Source organism: Reichenbachiella sp. (assembly GCF_039969095.1).
Lineage (GTDB): Bacteria > Bacteroidota > Bacteroidia > Cytophagales > Cyclobacteriaceae > Reichenbachiella.
In genome coordinates this window covers 17,963-37,278 of record NZ_JBDVOL010000003.1, presented here as the reverse complement: position 1 = coordinate 37,278, position 19,316 = coordinate 17,963, and the positions used below count along the sequence as shown (strand labels likewise).

Below are 19,316 nucleotides of genomic sequence, written 5' to 3'. Positions count from 1 at the left end.
TGTAACGAAAATTGGACCTATTGAATTATTTCTACTTTCCTGATTTCTGAATTACTCGGATTTTGAATATGCAAAAAGTAGATGCCTGAATTCAATTTTGACACATCTATGGTTATATATTGTGCCGTTGTTTCCTCGGTTTGTAATACAACTGTGCCAGACAAACTGGTCAAAGAAAACACGGTGGGTTGGCTAGTTTTAAGATGTATAAAGATCTCGTTTTGTGCCGGGTTTGGATATACATTTAAGCTTTGACCATATCTATTTATTGAAATCCTATCCGAATAAGTGTCACTTCCGTCAAAATCGATTTGTTTGAGGCGGTAATAAGAAAAACCTAAATAGGGAGATTTGTCATGTGTCTCATATTCTAAATAATTTCTACTATTACCTGCTCCCTGAATTCTACTTATACTTTCCCATATACTAAGATCTTTAGATCGTTGGACTTCGTAATAATCATTATTTATCTCACTCGCAGTAGCCCAATTCAATTTGACAAATCTATTATCCAACGATGCTTGAAAATAAATTAACTCCACAGGAAGAGGGATAGACATCGCTGATGTACCTAAAACAAACCCATCTCCAATGCCTCCAAAATATTCCTGACATGTGCTATTAGAAACGACTAAATTGGCTGAAGCGGTGGCGCAAGCATTGCTCACTTCAACGGTCACGTTGCCTGGGGTATTACCAAAAAAAAGATTGGCGTATCCGTCGATCTGTTGCGAAGCAATAGTAGTTCCTGTGGGTCCAGTCCACAAGAAATTGTCAGCACTTCCTGCCGTAATGTTGATAGAATATGTCTCGCTACTATTGACACAAAAAGTAGAAGGCCCTGAAATAGATCCGATCGTGAGTCCAGTCCCCACACCATCTAAAGTGGTACTGCAAGAAGCGTCATGATCATGCCCATCATTGTTTCCACCAAAAAATTGCTGACAGGTACTGTTTGAGACAGGCAAGTTAGTAGATGTAGTGGCACAAGCATTACTCACCTCTACTGTTACATTGCCTGAAGTATTTCCAAAAAGTAGATTGGCGTATCCATCAATTTGTTGAGAAGCAATAGTTGTTCCTGTGGGGCCAGTCCATAAAAAATTGTCTGCACTTCCTGCCGTAATGTTGATAGAATATGTCTCGCTACTATTGTCACAAAAAGTAGAAGGCCCTGAAATAGATCCGATCGTGAGTCCAGTCCCCACACCATCTAAAGTAGTGCTGCAAGAAGCATCGTGATCATGTCCATCATTGTTTCCGCCAAAAAATTGCTGACAAGCACTGTTTGAGACGGCCAAGTTAGTAGATGTAGTGGCACAAGCATTGCTCACTTCTACTGTTACATTGCCTGAAGTATTTCCAAAAAGTAGATTGGCGTATCCATCAATTTGTTGAGAAGCAATAGTTGTTCCTGTGGGGCCAGTCCATAAAAAATTGTCGGCGCTGCCAGCCGTAATGTTGATGGAATATGTCTCGCTACTATTGTCACAAAAAGTAGAAGATCCTGAAATAGATCCAATCGTTAGTCCTGTCCCCACACCATCTAAAGTAGTGCTGCAAGAAGCATCGTGATCATGTCCATCATTGTTTCCACCAAAAAATTGCTGACAAGCACTGTTTGAGACGGCCAAGTTAGTAGATGTAGTGGCACAAGCATTACTCACTTCTACTGTTATATTGCCTGAAGTGTTTCCAAAAAGTATACTAGCGTAGCCTTCAATTTGTTGAGCGCTAATAATCGATCCAGAAGGCCCCGTCCAGTGATAACTGTCTGCTGTGCCAGAGCTGACGGAAACGCTATAAGTTTCAGAACCATTGTCACAAAACTGAGTTGAACCACTTATACTGCCAATAGTAAGACTAGTCGATGTGCCATTAAGATCTGTGGTGCAGGCTGCATCTACATTAAATCCATCACCCGTTCCTCCAGCATATTGTGCAAAGCCAATGGAATTCATACTGGAAAGTATAAACATGCTTAATGCTATGTAGTAAAGGATTTTCAATGGTAGTTGAATTTATGGAGCTGTACGAACCCCTCTTCCTCCGTTTCGCACATCTCTATTTGTGAGTCCTGTCCAAACAGAGTATTGCCTGTTGGCTACTCTCAACCAAGCCGTACTATTATATGTCCCTCCTGTAAACCCAGCACCAGCTCTTCCTGTTACACCAGTTGTGCCTCCGTAAACTAGATTGGCAGTACTGGCGTTATTATTTCCATTGATGCCTGGCCAATAATCTTCATCCGCATGCCCTAATGAATTTAGAGAGCCATCTCCATGTATTCCTGTATAAGAACGTCCAGCAACCGTACCAAGACCTACTGCATCTTCCCAGACATTTCCTGTTAACTCCATAATTCCATAATAACTAGCTCCTGCAATTACTCTTGTGGACGAAGCAGTGGCAAAAATCCCTACACGTAATGGCCCTGAAGAATGCGTTGTACCGTATACTGCGTTTCCGGCTGATGCACTCGCGCTAGGTGAGTTGGGTAATTCACTTTCACCGCCACTATTTGTAAGTGCAGTGTAAGTAGTAGCGTGTACAGAAGATGTTCCCCATGCATATTCATTTACGACTGGCAACTGGTTACCTCGGCATGCCTTTTCGAATTCTGTTTCAGAAAAGGGCCTCAAGCCCGCCCAATCTAAATATCCAGTGAGATCAGGCCAACTAATAGCACATAGCGCAATGCCCAAACCATCACTTCCAACTTCATTGTAAGTATCATCTTCATCTAAGTCACAACCATATACACCAGCGACAGATCCACTTGGAGCTATTTGGCACTTGAGTCCAGCTCTTGCGACTGGTGTGGCTGAATTTCCATGATAATTTCCAGCAGTAGTAGTACTTGCTCTCACAGCTTGTTGTGCCGCAGTTAGTGTATTAAGAAATTCAGCATATTGCTCGTTTGTGATTTCATATTTCATACAATAAAAAGCATCCCATCCTAATGGGTACGCTGCAGGAAGTGTTTGGCTACTCGCATCATTAAAATCATCAGCTCCACCAGACTGGCCAGTAGCATTGTTATTTCCTAAAGACCCAGCACCACCTCCACCTAGGGTAAGTGAACCATCGCTGGAGATCAAAATCGGACTTCCAGAAGTCGCATCTTCAAACTCCCCGGGTTCAGTGCCACCAGCGCCTAAGAAGAAGTCAGACTGTGGTACGTAGACCATTTCAATAGCAAAAACCTTGATGGTTACTTCACAAGCATCTAAAAGACCATCAGCTCCATAATTCCATCTTAGCCTGATTTGATCCCAATCTATTGAACCATTTCCATCTGCATTTCTATAAATAAAAACACCTGTTCCGTCAGCTGCAGCTGCAAAATCGGGAACAACTCCGTTGTCTGTTTGTACACTGTGATGTGCATCTGTAGCGCTCAAAGTAGCATGTTGCCAATCTCCGGCTGTACAGCCTGTACCTCCTTCAATTTTGTATTTGACAAATACCCATGCTGCATCCCAATTGCTTGACCCAGTGGATGACCTCCAAGAGTTATCCCAATTAATATCAAATTCTACATGCGTAAAATTTGCAGGGTTATCTGTCCCAGCAGAAGCATCAATGCCTTGCGTAGAAACAGCAGATACATCTATGTTATTGCTTATAAGTTTAAATGGGGCTACAAGGGCTAAAACTATAATTAGATTTTTCATAATTACATTATTGCTGCTTAGTAAAAATAGTGCTGTCAGGCATTAAAATCCGAAATAGTTCGATGAATTCATGTATAAGAAGGATAAGATGATATCGAAATTCTATTCAAATAAGGATTTGTCTTGTTTACAGCGCAATTTGATAACATCAAAGAGTTTTCTATCGGTAGCAAGTGGCTGTTTATTTTTAGTATTTGGCTCATATAAGCAGAAAAGGGTAATATGCAATATGAAAATATGTTCTAGTATAATGTTACTATTCACTTTATTTGAAGCTTTGGCTCAACCATTAAGTGAAATTCAATTCCAAACCGAAGATGATATTACAATCTTTGGGGATCTCTACTATGAAAATGACGATAAGCCAATAGTTATGCTTTTTCATCAGGCCAGTTCATGTGCGCAAGGGGAGTATGAAAACATCATTCCAGTATTGCTTAAAAATGGCTATAATGTATTAGCCATAGATCAACGAAGTGGGGGCAATAAGCTAGGAGGAGTAAATCGTACCATAGAAAAGTTGGAAGGCAAAACTTATGAGTATTGCGAAACTTATCCTGATTTTGAGGCAGCATTGTATTATGTGAAAAACGATTTGAATTTTACTGGAAAGGTTATAGCCTGGGGAAGTAGTTATAGTGCCGCTATGGTTATTCACCTGATGGCAGGTCATATGGATGAATTGGCAGGAGTTTTGGCCTTTTCTCCAGCTTCAGGAGGGCCTATGAAACCATGTAGTCCAAACGACAAGTTTCAAGAGTTGGGAGGCAAGGCGCTGGTACTTCGACCAAAAAGGGAAATGGAAGTTCCGTCTGTAAAATTTCAAATGGAGCTAGCCAATGCTGCTGGATTATCTACGTATATATCTAATAATGGAATTCACGGAGCTTCCATGTTAAACTCAGAAAGAGTTGAAGGGTCAACAGACGAAACATGGAAAGTCGTCTTAGATTTTATGGCTAATCTTTAATGCATCTGTTTTACATTTGGGTTAATGAATAACCAGTACCTTGGAGTGCTAGGCTTGATGCCAGGCGCATCTAAAAGCGAAATAAAAACAGCATATCGACAACTTTCAAAGGTTTATCATCCAGATGTTAGTAAGGATGACAACGCCAGAGAAAAATTCATCGAAATCAACGAGGCCTACAAATTTCTAACAGCTGTGGGTCCAAGGCCAGCTACCATTGAGTCTAATGCTCCAGCTTATGATTATAATGCTCAAGATCATCACTATGATGAGTGGAGAAGAAGGGCTAAGCAATTTGCAAAGAGACGAGCTAAGGACGCCCTACGGCGTCAGCAAGTATTGATTAAATCATTATTGAGTGGCTTTGAAATAGTTCTATTATTAATGGTGGTTTTCAATATTTTCTTGATCATTGATAGCCACCTACCTCTTGTAGCCGTCAATGATGATGATAATCTAGGACAGACTATTTTTAAGTCATCTTCTTCGTATTATGACATCGTAGAAGTGAACGGGTACACAATCCAATTGAAAAGAGGAGCCATGGATGATATTAAAAGTGCAGAATACCGCAGTGCCGTGGTTTTTGCTACTCAGTGGCTCAATAGACCTTTGTTTCTTGATTTGAACATTCATGGAGTTCAATATCGGTTCGAGCAATATGCAGGCATATATGGATTTTTTTCATTCTTAATTAAGGTTATTTTGTTGATTGCGTTGATATATAAAGTGGCTGTCAGATCATTAGATACTCAACTAGGATTGGCAATTTTCCTTTTATTTCTTTCTTCTTTTCAAGTGCTTGTTTTTTTGAGTTTTTGATAAATTCTTTTCCGTATCACAAGAATCAAAAAACAGTAAAAAAACTGGCCACGGATTTCGTGACCAGTATACGGTATTCTCTGAACTTTTTGCCGTTATTCATAAAATTGTCTTTCTACCTTATTGTCAATAGGAGTTAGAGTTTGAAGATACTTATATATGGCGCTTGCTTCATCATTGGTGAGATGCGTATAGGGGAGCATAGGATATCTGAGTGGCGCTTCATTGGACTTCAAGCCAAATCTTAGCATGCGCACAAACTCTGCTTCACTATAATTAGTAATGCCTGTTTCGTGCGGTGTGAGATTTGCCGTAAGGATCACTTGCCCCTTTCTATTGAGTGGTTGATTGCCGCCACCGAAATAGCCTTCACTGAGCTCCGGTTCAAGAAAATTATTGGTTTTGAAGTCTGCTGAGTGACAGGAGAAACAGTCCAGGTTTTGCGCATAATACCTACCTACAGCAATCTGATCCGAACTATCTGGAAGGGGTATTTCTTGCGTTGGCATTGGGAGGGGTTTCCAGGCAATATTGCATAATAGCTTGGTGAGGAAAGAAGGCTCTACTGGATGATCTGGTGTTGCGTCTGCTGCTATCATTTGATCATCTGACCTTAGGTAAGCCACAATCGATTCAATATCTTCGTCGGCCATTTTGGGTAGTTTGGCCATGTACGGCGGCGCATAACTCCCATCTTTTTTGATACCCGTACGTAATAGATAAATCAATTCGCCGTCCGTCCAATTGCCGATTCCATATTGTTTGTCTTGGGTGATATTTTGTGAATACACTTTGCCAAATTCAGGTGGAGCATCGAGCATCAGAGTTCCAGTCAGTTTCTCGGTTTTGGGGTCTATATGACAATTTGCGCAAAGCATAAGTGTCAATTTTTTACCTCTTTCAATTTTAGTTGAATCCAATTGCACTTCGAATTGCAGTTGAGGAGGGTCATAAGAAGGAATACCAAGCACAGCTACTTTTAGGATGAAAATAATGACAATGCTGAAAATTGCTAAGGCGACGATTTTTAGAATTTTTTTCATGAGAGCTATAGGTTTGAATGAGTTGAAGAAATTTAATAAAAAATCAACTTTATTTTATTTCCTTTCATTTTGCAGAACTAATAATGTTCTTGTGCGTATATTACCTCTGCAAAGTAAAATAATATGCAATGAAAAGAAGTACAATAGGCGAATTTGAAGAAATGGTCTTATTAATGGTTTTGATCCTACAGGACGAAGCCTATATGATCAGTTTGCAAAATGAGTTACTTGAAAAAGCGAATCGTACCATTACAATGGGCGCTCTACATACCACACTTTCCAGATTAGAAAAGAAGGGTTTTCTGACGTCAGAAATGGGAGAACCAACCAAAGAAAGAGGTGGCAGAAGAAAACGCATCTATCAGGTATCGGCTGCAGGAAAAACGGAACTTAATACCATCAAAGAAATGCGTAAATCCCTTTGGGATCAAGTGCCTCAATTCGCCCTGAAATTTGGTTGATGTCGGGCGGTCACCACGATATTCCGAAATGGGCTCAACATCTAATTCATAGATGCTGTAGAGAAGATTTGCATGAGGAGATCGAAGGCAATTTGATAGAGTACAAGGAAAGACTCAATCCCAATTCTCGACTAGCAAAGTGGCAGTTTTTCTATCAGGTGCTGACCTACCTCCGGCCATCTACCATGAAATCAATAAGTCAAAACTCAAAATTTTATATTATGTTCAATTTCAATATTACCCAAACCATCAGGGGACTATGGATGCACCGTTCCACTACGATTTTAAATATTAGCGGGTATGCACTAGGTATGTTGTGTGTATCTGTTTTGTTTTTCTATATCAAAGGTGAATTAGCTTATGACAAATTTCATGAAAACAAAGATGAGATCTATCGGGTGATTCGTCTGAGCGAAATGAATGGAGAGCCATATAAAATTGGCGTAACGTCTGGGCCATATGCATCACATTTAGCACTGGATTTTCCTGCTGATATTCAAAGTACATTGAGAATTTATTCCACAGAAGCCTTGTTTGAGTATGGAGATAAAACTTTTAAGGAAGATAAACTCTTCTTTGCGGATCCGAATTTTTTCGAATTTTTCTCCTTCCCTTTAGCCGTAGGCGATCCTGCTACTGTACTTAATCAAACCAATGCCATTGTACTAACTCAAGAAGCTGCTAAGAAATATTTCGGAAACGAAAACCCACTGGGTAAGACCTTGATCTTGGACAAAGAAGAGCCTTTTGTAGTCAGTGGGATCATGGATAAATGGCCTGCTGATTCTCATTTAGACTTTGACTTTATGGCTTCTATGAAATACATAGAGGACTTCAGTTTTATGAAAGGCTGGTGGAATAATGGCCTGTTTACCTATGTTCGGGTTGAGTCACCCGTGATAGCCGAAGGGATGAATGCAAAATTTCCCCAGTTTATGGATAAGTATTTTGGTAAAGATTTCGAAAGGTCTGGTAAACGTATAGATATTGAACTGGAGAGGTTAAATGATATTTACTTCGATAAGGTAAGATATGACTGGGCGGAGCATGGCAACAAAGACGCAGTCATTTTGTTAGCTGGAGTGGCTATTGCCATTTTATTCATTGCTTGTTTTAACTATCTCAATTTGGCTATCGCATTGTCTTTTAGGAGGGCCAAGGAGATCGGTATGCGGAAAGTTTTGGGTGGAAATAAGCTGAGACTCATCTTACAATTTTTGGGGGAATCTACTGTGGTTTGTCTAGTAGCAATCAGTTTGGCTATTGGGCTGACTGAGGTGGTACTTCCTACCTTCAATCGCATGTTTGATTTGTCGATAGTTACCTCTTGGCTTGACCCTTTGGTCTTATCGTTCTTTGCTGTTTTGATGATAGTTACCGTTTTGCTTTCGGGTCTCTATCCCGCCATTTTACTATCCAATTTAAAGCCTTTGGAAGTGTTTAAAGGACAGACTCATCTCAGAAAAAACAATTTGTGGTTGAGAAAAGGGTTGGTTGTTGCCCAGTTTTCTATATCCATATTTATGATTATTTCTACATTAATAATCAAAGAGCAGTTGGACTATGTGAACAATAAAAGTCTTGGTTTTGACAGAGAGGCCATTGTCATGGTTGATTTTGACAATGAAGAGATCAGAGAGCATCGTGATGCTTTTAAGGAAAGACTCAAACAAAGCTCAAAAATTGTAAGAGTAACTTCAATGTCGGGAGAACCTGGAGGTTTTCATGATGGCACCACAGTAGATTTTTTAGGTGATGTGGAGGATATTAGAACCCGTACGGCATTTGTGGATGAAAACTATTTGAATGTATTCAACATCGAATTAGCGGCTGGACGAAATTTTTCAACTGAATACAGACTCAACGATGCCCACGCTGCCATGATCAACGAAAAAGCTGTACAGGATTTGGGACTCTCTTTAGAGGAGGCCGTGGGTATCAAATTTAAAATACCGATGTGGGATACGCTGGAGCATGTAGTTGTGGGAGTTACCAAAGATTACCATTTCAATTCCCTTCGGAATGAAATGGAACCATTGATTATCGTTCCAGGTCTTTATCATCGTAGAATGGGTATTAAATTAGATCCCAACCACATTTTTGATGGCTTAAGGGAAATAGAAAGCATTTATGCCAACCTAGCGCCGAATTATCCGATCACCTATGAGTTTATGGATGACTCATTAGAACAGCTATATGCGGAAGAGAAACAGCAAAGTCAAATCTTTCAGATGTTTTCTGGAGTTTCTATTTTTCTTGCCTGCTTGGGCATATTTGGATTGGTCTCTTTTGTAGTAGAACGCAGAAGGAAAGAATTCGGAATTCGGAAAGCACTCGGAGCAAGTGTTGTTTCTTTGTTGCAGATTATCTCTAAAGAATTTGTATTTATGATCGTTTTGGCAAGCCTGATTTCAATTCCATTGGCATGGTACGCCATACAGCTATGGCTGGAGAATTTTGCCTATCGAATCGAGTTGATAGACGCTTGGTCAATATTCTTATTGGGTGCTGTGTTAGCTTTACTTTTAGCATTGGTGACTATTTTTATTCGTTCAGTGCGCTCCGCCAATGCCAACCCCACAGAGAGTTTGAGGTATGAGTGATTAGGTCGAGAAAACGATGTATTGTTTCCTTCGTTGAAAAAGGAATGAATATATTTATTTCATGAAAAAAATATTCTCCCTGCTCTTAATGGGCGGCTTTTTAATCATGTTTGGCGCATTTGTATCTGAAGAACCTATGAATGACGGACCCTATGTTTTTGAACAGGGAAAGAAGTTGCTTGTAAGGTGGGTAGAAGATAGTGTAGCCAAAAAGAAATCACTGTCGCAAAAAAATTACTCCAAGTTCAAAAGTAAGGACGAGACATATTTTAATCCAAAGTATCTTTTTTCGGATTATAAAAACGAGGATTTAAAGACGTTTGATTTTCAAGGCGTTGAGAAAATTGCAGCACTGAGTGATATCCATGGGCAGTATGGTCTTTTTATAAAAATCCTTCGAAACAATGGTATCATTGATGATCAAAATCAATGGATTTTTGGAGAAGGACATTTTGTGATTGTCGGAGATGTTTTTGATCGAGGTGACAAGGTGCAAGAATGCCTCTGGTTCATTTATCAACTAGAACAGCAGGCAGCTGCTGCGGGAGGCAAAGTGCACTATCTACTAGGCAACCACGAAGTGATGGTACTCACTGGCGATTTGCGTTATATTCATGATAAATACCGTGCGACCGAACAGCTTTTTCAGATGCCTTATTGGCAAATTTTTGGACCAGAGTCTGTGCTTGGGGCTTGGATCAGAACCAAACCAATCACTATGAGCATCAACGATATTCAATTTGTGCATGGTGGTTTGTCGCCGGCACTTGCAGCTAGTAAGATTGATGCCACAGAGATTAATAGCATTTTTAAGGATCAAATTATAGATGCAGTACCTGCTGATTCCATTTATAATAATCCCAAAATCAAATTTCTTGATGGTTCTCAGGGGCCTATTTGGTACAGGGGATATTTTAGAGATTCCACTTTTACAGAGTCCCAGTTAGATGCGATACTCAGTTATTTTGATAAAAACCATATTGTAGTGGGTCACACCTCACAATATCGCGTGGAGTCTCATTTCAACAGCAAAGTTATCCTTGTGGATTCGAGTATAAAAGTTGGACAATCTGGTGAGATTCTCCTTATAGAAAACGGGGAGTATTTTATTGGCAATGCAGATGGAGACCGTCGTCCGCTAGAGTAGACTAGTCTTTAGGTGGATACCAATTGAGCAATCTAACCTCAATTTGATCGGAGCTCACATTGATTAATCGTCTAAAAGCATGCACATCGCTAAAACCACCTTTCCCACGATAATGAAAAGGGTAGACCACTTTGGGTGTGAATTCTAACACAGCATCAGCTGCAGCATCGATAGTCATGGTATAAGGCAAATTCATGCAAACGAAAGCGATATCTATGTTTTTCAAAGCCCTCATTTCTGCAATGTCTTCGGTATCTCCAGAGATATAAATGCGTTTTCCACCCATCGTTAATACATAACCATTGCCTCTGCCTTTTGGATGTCTGGAGGTTGAGTCTTCTGGTAAGTTATACATGGGCACGGCTTCAATGGTAATGTTTTGGATGGTTGTGTTTTCACCATTGGCCAATGATGTCAAGTTTGTAAAATTTGGTGTTAACTGATCAACCACAGCTTGTGGAGCAATGATTTGAGTGGATTGTGCTTCAAGTTCAGTGAGCGTTTCCAAATTCATGTGATCACCATGAATATCTGTGACTAAAATAAGATTAGCTTCTGGCACTCCTTCAAATGCTTTTTTTCCACCATAGGGATCTAGATAGATCGTTACCTCTTGATATTGAATCGCTAGGGTAGCATGTAGCACAGGATAAATTTTAATATCTCCTTCAGCTGCAGGAATGATTTCTGGTTTTGCAGATTGACCAAATGCTTGTTGGATGAAAATAAATAGAATGAAAGTGCAGATAAGATGCTTCATGAATTGTGATTTACGGGTGCGTCTACAATTTAACTTTTTCAATCAATTTGAAAAAGCCCAAGATGAAATCATTAAAACAATTCCATCTGATTATCATCTTTGATTCTCCTGAATAGCGTTAAATCAAAAGGGTGTTTTTCTAAGCCTAGTTTGTACTTGCGCTTAGCTAGTGCAAACATTTGATGAATTTGATTAGACAGTTCGCCTTCGCCACGCATTCTGGTTTTGAAACGACTGTCGCTGAGCGAACCGCCATGCAATTCTTTGATTTGGTTCAGTACTTTCTCCGCCCGGTCTGGAAAATTCTTTTCTATCCAATCACTAAAAATTTCTGGAATGATGCCATTGAGTCGGACGATGGTGTAGGCCAGGTCAGTGGCACCATTTTCGGCTACTTTCCCTGCCAACTGCATGATTTCCATGCTATTGATGGATGGGATGATAGGTGCCATCATGACCATCGTGGGAATGCCAGCTTCGGACAAACTCCGAATGGCGTTGAGCCGGACGCCCACCGCACTGGTTCGGGGTTCGAGCAAGCTTCTGGTTTTGTCTTTTAAGGAAGTCAAGGAAATCACTACTTTCACCAATTTCATTTTAGCCAATTCGCGTAGAATGTCAATGTCTCTAGTGACCATGGCATTCTTGGTGATGATGCCAACTGGATGTCGATATTTCAGACAAACCTCCAGTATCGATCTGGTGATTTTCAGCTTTCTCTCAATGGGTTGATAGCAGTCGGTGTTACCCGAAAGCATAATTGGGACGGGCTTCCAGGATTTGGATTTGAATTTCTCTTTGAGCAATGCAGCTGCATTCTCTTTTATCAGAATTTTGGTTTCAAAGTCGGTACCAGCACTATAGCCCCAGTACTCATGGCTGTTTCGTGCGTAGCAGTAGATACATCCATGTTCACAGCCCTGATAGGGATTTAGTGAATAGGAAAACCCAATGTCAGGACTGTCTACTTTGTTGATGATGGTTTTCGGGAGGACGGTGATGTATTCAGTTTTAGGTTTTCGCTCTTTTTCTCCGGCCTGATGCAAGTGCTGCAAAAAGGATAAATCCTTTTCGTAGCCGTGCTCCAAAAAACGATTGTCAGGGTTGATTTGCGCACCCCTGCCTTTGATATATTCCATAAATCCTTAACCCGAATATTTACCTGAAAATGGGACTACTAAATTACTAAAATAATTAGTAAAACGATTCTAAAAGTGGCTATTTCATTTCTAGTTATTTGGTAAAAAGCAATTCGTAATTCACTTTGCCATACAATCAAAATTTATCATCTTGCCAATCAAAATTTTAATAAATGGCAGGATACAGTATCATCAATCACAAAGGAAAAGACATACTCTATGTCGATTATACGGGCATGAGCAAAGAAGAAATTCTAAAGGTGATGGATGACGCCACTGATTTTGCATTGGAGCTCAACAAACCCATGCTTCGCCTTTCCAATATGACTGGTGTCTTCGCTGTGAAGGAAGTTGTAGACAAAGCCAAAGAGAGCGGCAAAACCACCAATCATCTTACGATCAAAAGAGCAGCAGTTGGCATCACCGGCGCTAAGAAAGTGCTATTCAATGCCTTCAATAGATTCTCAGGCAACAACACCAGAGCCTTTGATACGGTAGAAGATGCCAAGAATTGGTTGGTGATATAATTCTTTTTATTTGATCATAATGCAGTGCGGATATAGTGCATTGCATTTTTTTAAGCTTTATAATTTATTCTCTAAACATTAGAATTTGAGCCGAATCACAACAATTTAGTAGAAGAGACATCAAGGAATTCGGAATTAAATAACTTAAAGTACTACTAATTCATAATAAGAAAACAATGAAAAAATTAAAGGAACAAACTGATGCTAAAATTGCAGCGGGGCGAAAAGCTAATCCTGAGTTTATGAAAGGTGTTGATGATATTATAAATAAAGCAAAGTCATTCAAACAAGGTGATGATGCACTTAAAGTTGGAGAGAAAGCGCCATTTTTCGAGCTTCCTAATGCAGAAGGAAAATCTGTGTCGTTGGATACGTTACTCGAAAAAGGGCCTCTTGTTATCACATTCTATCGAGGAGATTGGTGTCCTTATTGCAACTTACAACTTAGGGCATTGCAGGCCCGGTTAGTCGAGATACGTGCCTTAGGTGCTACATTAATAGCCATCAGCCCACAAATGCCGGATGGGTCAATGACAAAGAATGAAATTAATGAATTGGAATTTATGGTAATGTCAGACCAAAATGCTAAAGTTGCTTCAAAATTTGGAGTTGCCTGGGAAGTTCCTGATTTTTTAATAGAGCATATGCACGTAGATCGCAGTTTAGATCTAGAAAAAATAAATAATGGTAATGGAAAGATATTACCTATTCCTGCAACCTTTGTATTAGGACAAGACGGAATAGTTAAATGGAACTATGTAAATGTTGATTATAGAACACGTTCTGAGCCTGATGAGGTCATACAGGCATTGAAAAATTTGTCTTAAGAATAGATTTTTTATGATCACAAAAACGATTTTTTTTAAGCGTATTGAGAACGATCTACATAGTCGTTTTTAAAGAAAAGAGGCATGTTGTTATATACTAAAAAAGCTAAACGCGTGCCATGGGAAGTCTATATCCCATGGTCGTTCAGAAGTGAGGCAGATTTTCATGCTTTGAATCTGACGATTTAAATTATACCAACGTCATAGAAAATATATAGGATTTGAAATGGATTTACTCAATCCTCTTCCGATCTCTCCAGTAGTTTCTGATCCATATTCTTGGTGGCCTTGGCGCCTAGTTTCTTCATCTTCTCTGCACGATTGATGAGATTGCCTTTGCCCTCATAGAGCTTTTTGGCGGCTTCTTGATAGGTGTTTTGTGTGGTGGCCAGTTGTACGCCTACTTTTTTAATGTCCTCGGTAAAAGACACAAATTTGTCATAGAGATTTCCACCTTCTTTGGCGATTTCAATAGCGTTTTTGCTTTGGGCATCTTGCTTCCAGATGTACGACACAGTTCTCAAGGTGGCCATGAGTGTACTGGTAGAAACAAGCACGATATTTTTCTCAAGCGCTTTTTCATACAAAGCAGGATCTTCTTGCAAAGCAATCGTCAAAGCTGGTTCATTCGCCACGAAAAGCATGATGTAATCGGGCTGATTAATATCATAGAGCTTTTGATAATTCTTTTCTCCTAATAATTTGATGTGAGTATTTACACTTTCCAAATGAGCTTTTAGGAAAGTTTGTTTCCTTGTCTCATCCTCTTCTTCAAAATATCTAGCATACGCCGTTAGAGAAACTTTTGAATCTATGACCAGGCTTTTTGCATCAGGAAGATTAACAATAAAATCTAGCCTCTGATTATTTCCGTCTTCCGTTTTAAAGTTTTGCTCCCGTGTATAATGAACGTCTTTTAAGAGTCCTACTTTTTCAAGAATGCCTTCGAGCTGGCGTTCGCCCCAATTACCCTGCGCTTTAGAATCACCTTTTAATGCTTTTACTAAATTTTCAGCCTCTTTAGTCATTTTAATATTAGCCCCTTTGAGGTCTTCTACTTGCTGTTTCAAGGCAGCATTCCATTTCATGCTTTCGTTGTTGGTCAGCACGACTTTCTTTTCGAATTCAACAATTTTCTCACCAAGAGGTTTGAGGAGTTGGTCTACTTGTTCTTTGTTGTGTGTGGTAAATTTCTTACTGTTTTCTTCAAGGATTTCATTGGCCATATTCTTGAACTCAGCTGAGAATTTTTCTCGAATTTGATTCAATTCTTCTTTTTGGGTTTTGAGAGTTTCTTGAAGGTTGCGATAGTCGGATTCTAGTCTGGTATGCTGATTATTCAGCTGGACATTCATCTCACGCTCACCCTGCAGTTTGTCTTCGTTCTCTTTGTTTTTCTCGTTTAAAGATTGAACTTTTTCCAGTTCATTTTGAAGTCTAATTTCCAATTCTTTGGCTTTGAGCTGTTCATCAGCACTCTGAGGATTCTGATATTTTGATTTGGCCACGAGCCAAGCAGCCCCAGCTCCTAAAAAGAGACCTGTAAAAAGGTAAACGAAATGATAAACTTCCATGAAACAAATCTATGAAGTGTCAATAGATTTTGCAGTCTACACGAACCGAATTTTCTAATAATCTCCATATAGCCTTTGCAACCATGCAAAAAATTCCATGCTCCAAGCCAGCGCAATATGAAGTATCACGCCACCCCAGATCCTTTTGGAATAAAAAGCAAGAATGCCAAGGAGATATCCACCAAAAACAGAGCTAATGGATTCTGCCATTGGTTTGCCATAATGCAAAAACATATATGCCCCAACCATGGCCAATACCGCATGACCTCCAAGCACACGAGTGAAACCTATCACCAGAAATCCTCTAAAGAAAAGCTCTACATTAAGAAAATTGGCCCCATAAACCCCTTCATAAATAAGCATTGGAATCCAACTCGCTAGATCATGCTCTAGGGCGAATTTATCCCCGCCACTTGGGATATAACGAGGGTAATAGCTCGTAAGGTCAGATAAAAACGAAGCCAGTCCGATTCCAACGACTACTAGCAATAAAAGTATGCCATAAGGTTTGAAATCGGTATCGCGAATCGTCAACCCATACCAGTTCTGGGATTCATCTTTTTTTCGTTCGTACCAATAGTAAAAAAGCAACAATGGAATGAGAAGGGTGAAAAAGGTCTTTCCACGCCACAGCACTTTTCTGGCAAAGCGATAATCTATCACGTCCAGATGTTCAATTAATGGATAGTGAAAATAGAGCGTTCTACTGAAGCCTAGGAGTACAAAACCGAAAATAAAAAGGAGCCAAAATTCTCCAGATCGAACCCAAGTTTTGTTGATTTTGAATACATACAAAAGGCCACAAATAGCTAAAAATGGGAATCCCATGAAGAGCGTCATGTACAGCCAGTGCCACAGCGTTCTTTGATAAGAGTCTACAATACTGTCTTCAATATCAAAAGTATAATTGAAATACGTACAGGCAGAAAGAAAGAGAGCAACACTTAAATAGAGCCCCAAATGAAAATGATCCTGAAGATATTTATTCAGGTAATTCCAGATTTGTTTCATAGCGTTTTGAAAGTAGCTGCGATTGATTTTTCAATATTGACCTCACAAACTTCTAGTAAAATGACAAAGAATGCGTGTCTATGCTTGAAAGAACCAAATATTTTTGCATTGGATGAACTTCACTAAGTTGATAAATATAAAAACAATATCGCTCAATAGTCAATGAAAATTGCCGTTGAGAACAATAATAAATTGATTAACTTTTAGAAAATTTTTCTGATTGTGGTAAGCATCAAATCTTGTTTGAGTTTCTTAATCCTGCTATGCGGAATACAGGCTTTTTGTTCTGATCAACCAGTTGTGCATCCAGAAGAGTTTCTGAATAATGTAAAATCTTTGAAGCCTTACCTTCGAGTCTATACGGATCCTACCAGAGAAATTACAGTCAAACAACTCTTGTCTTACGATCCAGTCTTTTCAAAACTAAATGATGAGCTCTCAAAAGAAAATGTTTATTGGGGACGCTTAGTGGTGGAAAACAAGCTAGATGCCATACAACTGTACATGCTGTACGTAGGTAAAAATGATTTCATTGATTGCTATTTTGTACAAAATGATTCTATTGTCCAGCATGAACAAACAGGGTACATGTATCCTCAACATCTGAAATCAGTACCCAAAGGCAGTTATTATATTCCATTGCTGATGAGTGCCAATTCCACTCAGGAACTATACATCCGAATTGAAGAAAACATTCATAACGATCCTGAGTTTGACCTTCGACTGACTAGTGGTACCAACTGGGTATATGAAATTTTAGATAAGCATATAGTTGATTTTATTTTTCAAGGACTGTTTTGGGTTATAATGCTCTACAACCTTTTCTTGTTTGCAACTACCAAAACAAGAGCTTATCTGTACTATGCATTTTACCTTGGAGCTGTCGCGGTAAACTATCTTTTTCTTACTGATATTCTGAGAGAATATATCTTGAAAGAAGTGCCATGGTTTACCATTTATTTTATCCCAACTACTATTCTATCAGTAGGTGCTTATTGGATTTTTGTTAATGATTTCATCAGTGCCAAAAAACACTTTTTCCTCTATTATAAATGGATCAGAACAGTCGCTTTTATTGATATAGGGATATTTTTTGTTTGTATACCAGTCATTCATTTTACTAAGGAAATATATATTGTCACAGATGTTCTTCGCGTTGTAACACTACTCAACATCCTATTGGTATTTGGATTGATCTATCGTATTTATGATTCAAAATATGAGATGGTCAAATATTACATGTATGGCACCGGAGCCATGGTAATAATGGGTGTGATAGACACCATACTTTGGGATCCATCTACCTCCCAGGCCAACTTGATGAAGTATGGCTTGCTGGCAGAAATTGTAGTCTTTTCTATTGGATTGGCACAAAGAAAAAAGATACAAGAAAAGGAAAGAAGAAAGGCGCTCAATAAACAAATAGATCAACTGAGAGTCAATGAAAGTTTAGCCCAATGGCAAAAAGAAGAACTCGAAAAAATCATTGACCACAGAACTAAAAAAATCAAGAAAAAGAACAAAAAGCTTAAAAGAGCCATCAAAAAGGCAGAAACTGCGGCTAGAGTTAAATCGGATTTTTTATCTGTGATGAGCCATGAAATCCGAACACCGATGAATGCCGTTATCGGAACCATACATTTACTATTGGATGAAAATCCGAAAAAAGCACAATTGGAACATCTCAAGACTCTGAAGTTTTCCTCAGAAAACCTCTTGATCTTGATCAATGACATTTTGGATTATAGCAAAGTAGAATCGGGCAATGTTCAATTGGAGCATATTGATTTTCATCTAAGGGAATTGACCAAAGGATTAGGTAATACCTACGAACAAAAAGCAGCAGAAAATGGTGTGAAATTCAATATTCTGATAGATCATAATATTCCGTCTATGCTCAAGGGCGACCCGGCAAGGCTTACTCAAATCCTGAATAACCTAATAAGTAATGCGCTGAAATTTACGACCAGTGGAGAAATCAAATTGTTGATTCATTTGCTGGCAAGAAGCAACGGAAGAGTGAAACTTGAGTTTGCCGTAGAAGATACTGGCATTGGTATTTCAAAAGATAAATTGAAATTGATATTTGAGAGCTTTACACAAGCTCATGCAGACACTACCAGAAAATATGGAGGTACTGGTCTTGGTCTGGCCATTACCAAAAAATTGATCAAGCTTTTCGACAGTCAAATCTTTGTAAAGAGTAAAGTAAATAAAGGCTCAAAATTTTTCTTCTCCTTGTTTATGGAAGAAGCAGCTCATGCCAATGCAGCCATCGAATTGGATGATGTCATGATGAAAGAGGAGGTAAAAGGAAAACGGGTATTAGTGGTGGATGATAATGAAATAAACCTTATGATGGCTAAAAAATTTCTAGACAAATGGGGATTAATTTGCGAAGTAGTTACTTCAGGTCAAGATGCATTGATTAAGGTATTTGATACAGACTATGATCTCATACTTATGGATTTGCAAATGCCCGAAATGGATGGTTATGAAGTCACTTCCACCATTAGATCTCTCGACAACACAGATCTAAAAAACATTCCTATTGTAGCTGTATCTGCCGATACTTATGATAACGTGAAAATCAAGATTGCTAAAGTCGGTATGAATGATTTTCTATCGAAGCCTTTTAACCCCATGGAGTTATTGACCATGGTATATGAATATACAAGAGGTGCACCAGAATCTGCTCATAGTGAGAGGTAATCAAATTTGTTTTTGTATCTTAATTATTATTGAATAATTAGAT

The 19,316-nt window shown here is 39.1% G+C and carries 14 protein-coding genes and 1 pseudogene; 8 read left to right on the top strand and 7 right to left on the bottom strand.

The genetic code is table 11. The features are described 5' to 3' along the window. Positions 1–17 precede the first annotated feature (17 nt). Both ABJH98_RS00165 and ABJH98_RS00160 read right to left on the bottom strand, forming a co-directional pair. On the bottom strand, positions 18–1,979 hold the full coding sequence (locus ABJH98_RS00165) for a T9SS type A sorting domain-containing protein (protein ID WP_348305597.1): 1,962 nt from the start codon (positions 1,977–1,979) through the stop codon (positions 18–20). A gap of 42 nt (positions 1,980–2,021) precedes the next feature. Further along, positions 2,022–3,677, bottom strand: a complete 1,656-nt coding sequence (locus ABJH98_RS00160) for an SUMF1/EgtB/PvdO family nonheme iron enzyme (RefSeq protein WP_348305596.1) — start codon at positions 3,675–3,677, stop codon at positions 2,022–2,024. Between the two features lie 250 nt (positions 3,678–3,927). Between ABJH98_RS00160 and ABJH98_RS00155 the strand changes: the two genes are divergently transcribed. Together ABJH98_RS00155 and ABJH98_RS00150 are read left to right on the top strand one after the other, a co-directional pair. Then, entirely contained in the window at positions 3,928–4,647 is a 720-nt protein-coding gene (locus ABJH98_RS00155; RefSeq protein WP_348305595.1) for a hypothetical protein, read from the top strand. 24 nt (positions 4,648–4,671) lie between these two features. After that, positions 4,672–4,839, top strand: a pseudogene (locus ABJH98_RS00150) (DnaJ domain-containing protein); the annotation flags it as partial. 725 nt (positions 4,840–5,564) lie between these two features. Here ABJH98_RS00150 and ABJH98_RS00145 read toward each other — a convergent pair. Beyond that, positions 5,565–6,512, bottom strand: coding sequence for a c-type cytochrome (locus ABJH98_RS00145; protein WP_348305594.1), 948 nt, complete (start codon positions 6,510–6,512; stop codon positions 5,565–5,567). Positions 6,513–6,640: 128 nt separating this feature from the next. Between ABJH98_RS00145 and ABJH98_RS00140 the strand changes: the two genes are divergently transcribed. The 3 genes from ABJH98_RS00140 to ABJH98_RS00130 all read left to right on the top strand — a co-directional run bounded on the left by ABJH98_RS00140 (position 6,641) and on the right by ABJH98_RS00130 (position 10,723). Then, positions 6,641–6,973, top strand: coding sequence for a helix-turn-helix transcriptional regulator (locus ABJH98_RS00140; RefSeq protein ID WP_348305593.1), 333 nt, complete (start codon positions 6,641–6,643; stop codon positions 6,971–6,973). Beyond that, positions 6,973–9,576: an ABC transporter permease gene (locus ABJH98_RS00135; protein ID WP_348305592.1), complete on the top strand. Its 2,604-nt coding sequence runs from the start codon at positions 6,973–6,975 to the stop codon at positions 9,574–9,576. The genes ABJH98_RS00140 and ABJH98_RS00135 overlap by 1 nt, the downstream gene beginning before the upstream one ends. A 61-nt stretch (positions 9,577–9,637) precedes the next feature. Beyond that, on the top strand, positions 9,638–10,723 hold the full coding sequence (locus ABJH98_RS00130) for a metallophosphoesterase (protein WP_348305591.1): 1,086 nt from the start codon (positions 9,638–9,640) through the stop codon (positions 10,721–10,723). Position 10,724: 1 nt separating this feature from the next. Here ABJH98_RS00130 and ABJH98_RS00125 read toward each other — a convergent pair whose 3' ends face one another. Next, on the bottom strand, positions 10,725–11,483 hold the full coding sequence (locus tag ABJH98_RS00125; protein ID WP_348305590.1) for an MBL fold metallo-hydrolase: 759 nt from the start codon (positions 11,481–11,483) through the stop codon (positions 10,725–10,727). Positions 11,484–11,554: 71 nt separating this feature from the next. Further along, positions 11,555–12,622: a PA0069 family radical SAM protein gene (locus tag ABJH98_RS00120; RefSeq protein WP_348305589.1), complete on the bottom strand. Its 1,068-nt coding sequence runs from the start codon at positions 12,620–12,622 to the stop codon at positions 11,555–11,557. Between the two features lie 173 nt (positions 12,623–12,795). Between ABJH98_RS00120 and ABJH98_RS00115 the strand changes: the two genes are divergently transcribed. Both ABJH98_RS00115 and ABJH98_RS00110 read left to right on the top strand, forming a co-directional pair. Continuing rightward, the gene (locus ABJH98_RS00115) at positions 12,796–13,149 is read left to right on the top strand and encodes a hypothetical protein (protein ID WP_348305588.1); all 354 of its coding nucleotides are present in this window, start codon (positions 12,796–12,798) and stop codon (positions 13,147–13,149) included. 176 nt (positions 13,150–13,325) lie between these two features. Continuing rightward, positions 13,326–13,976 (top strand): peroxiredoxin-like family protein, encoded by a 651-nt coding sequence (locus ABJH98_RS00110; protein ID WP_348305587.1) that lies wholly within the window; start codon positions 13,326–13,328, stop codon positions 13,974–13,976. 236 nt (positions 13,977–14,212) lie between these two features. Here ABJH98_RS00110 and rmuC read toward each other — a convergent pair whose 3' ends face one another. Further along, positions 14,213–15,550: a DNA recombination protein RmuC gene (gene rmuC, locus ABJH98_RS00105; RefSeq protein ID WP_348305586.1), complete on the bottom strand. Its 1,338-nt coding sequence runs from the start codon at positions 15,548–15,550 to the stop codon at positions 14,213–14,215. Positions 15,551–15,604: 54 nt separating this feature from the next. Beyond that, positions 15,605–16,561: a CPBP family intramembrane glutamic endopeptidase gene (locus ABJH98_RS00100; RefSeq protein WP_348305585.1), complete on the bottom strand. Its 957-nt coding sequence runs from the start codon at positions 16,559–16,561 to the stop codon at positions 15,605–15,607. A gap of 222 nt (positions 16,562–16,783) precedes the next feature. Here ABJH98_RS00100 and ABJH98_RS00095 point away from each other — a divergent pair, with 222 nt between their 5' ends. Next, entirely contained in the window at positions 16,784–19,273 is a 2,490-nt protein-coding gene (locus ABJH98_RS00095) for a 7TM diverse intracellular signaling domain-containing protein (protein WP_348305584.1), read from the top strand. Positions 19,274–19,316: the final 43 nt, after the last annotated feature.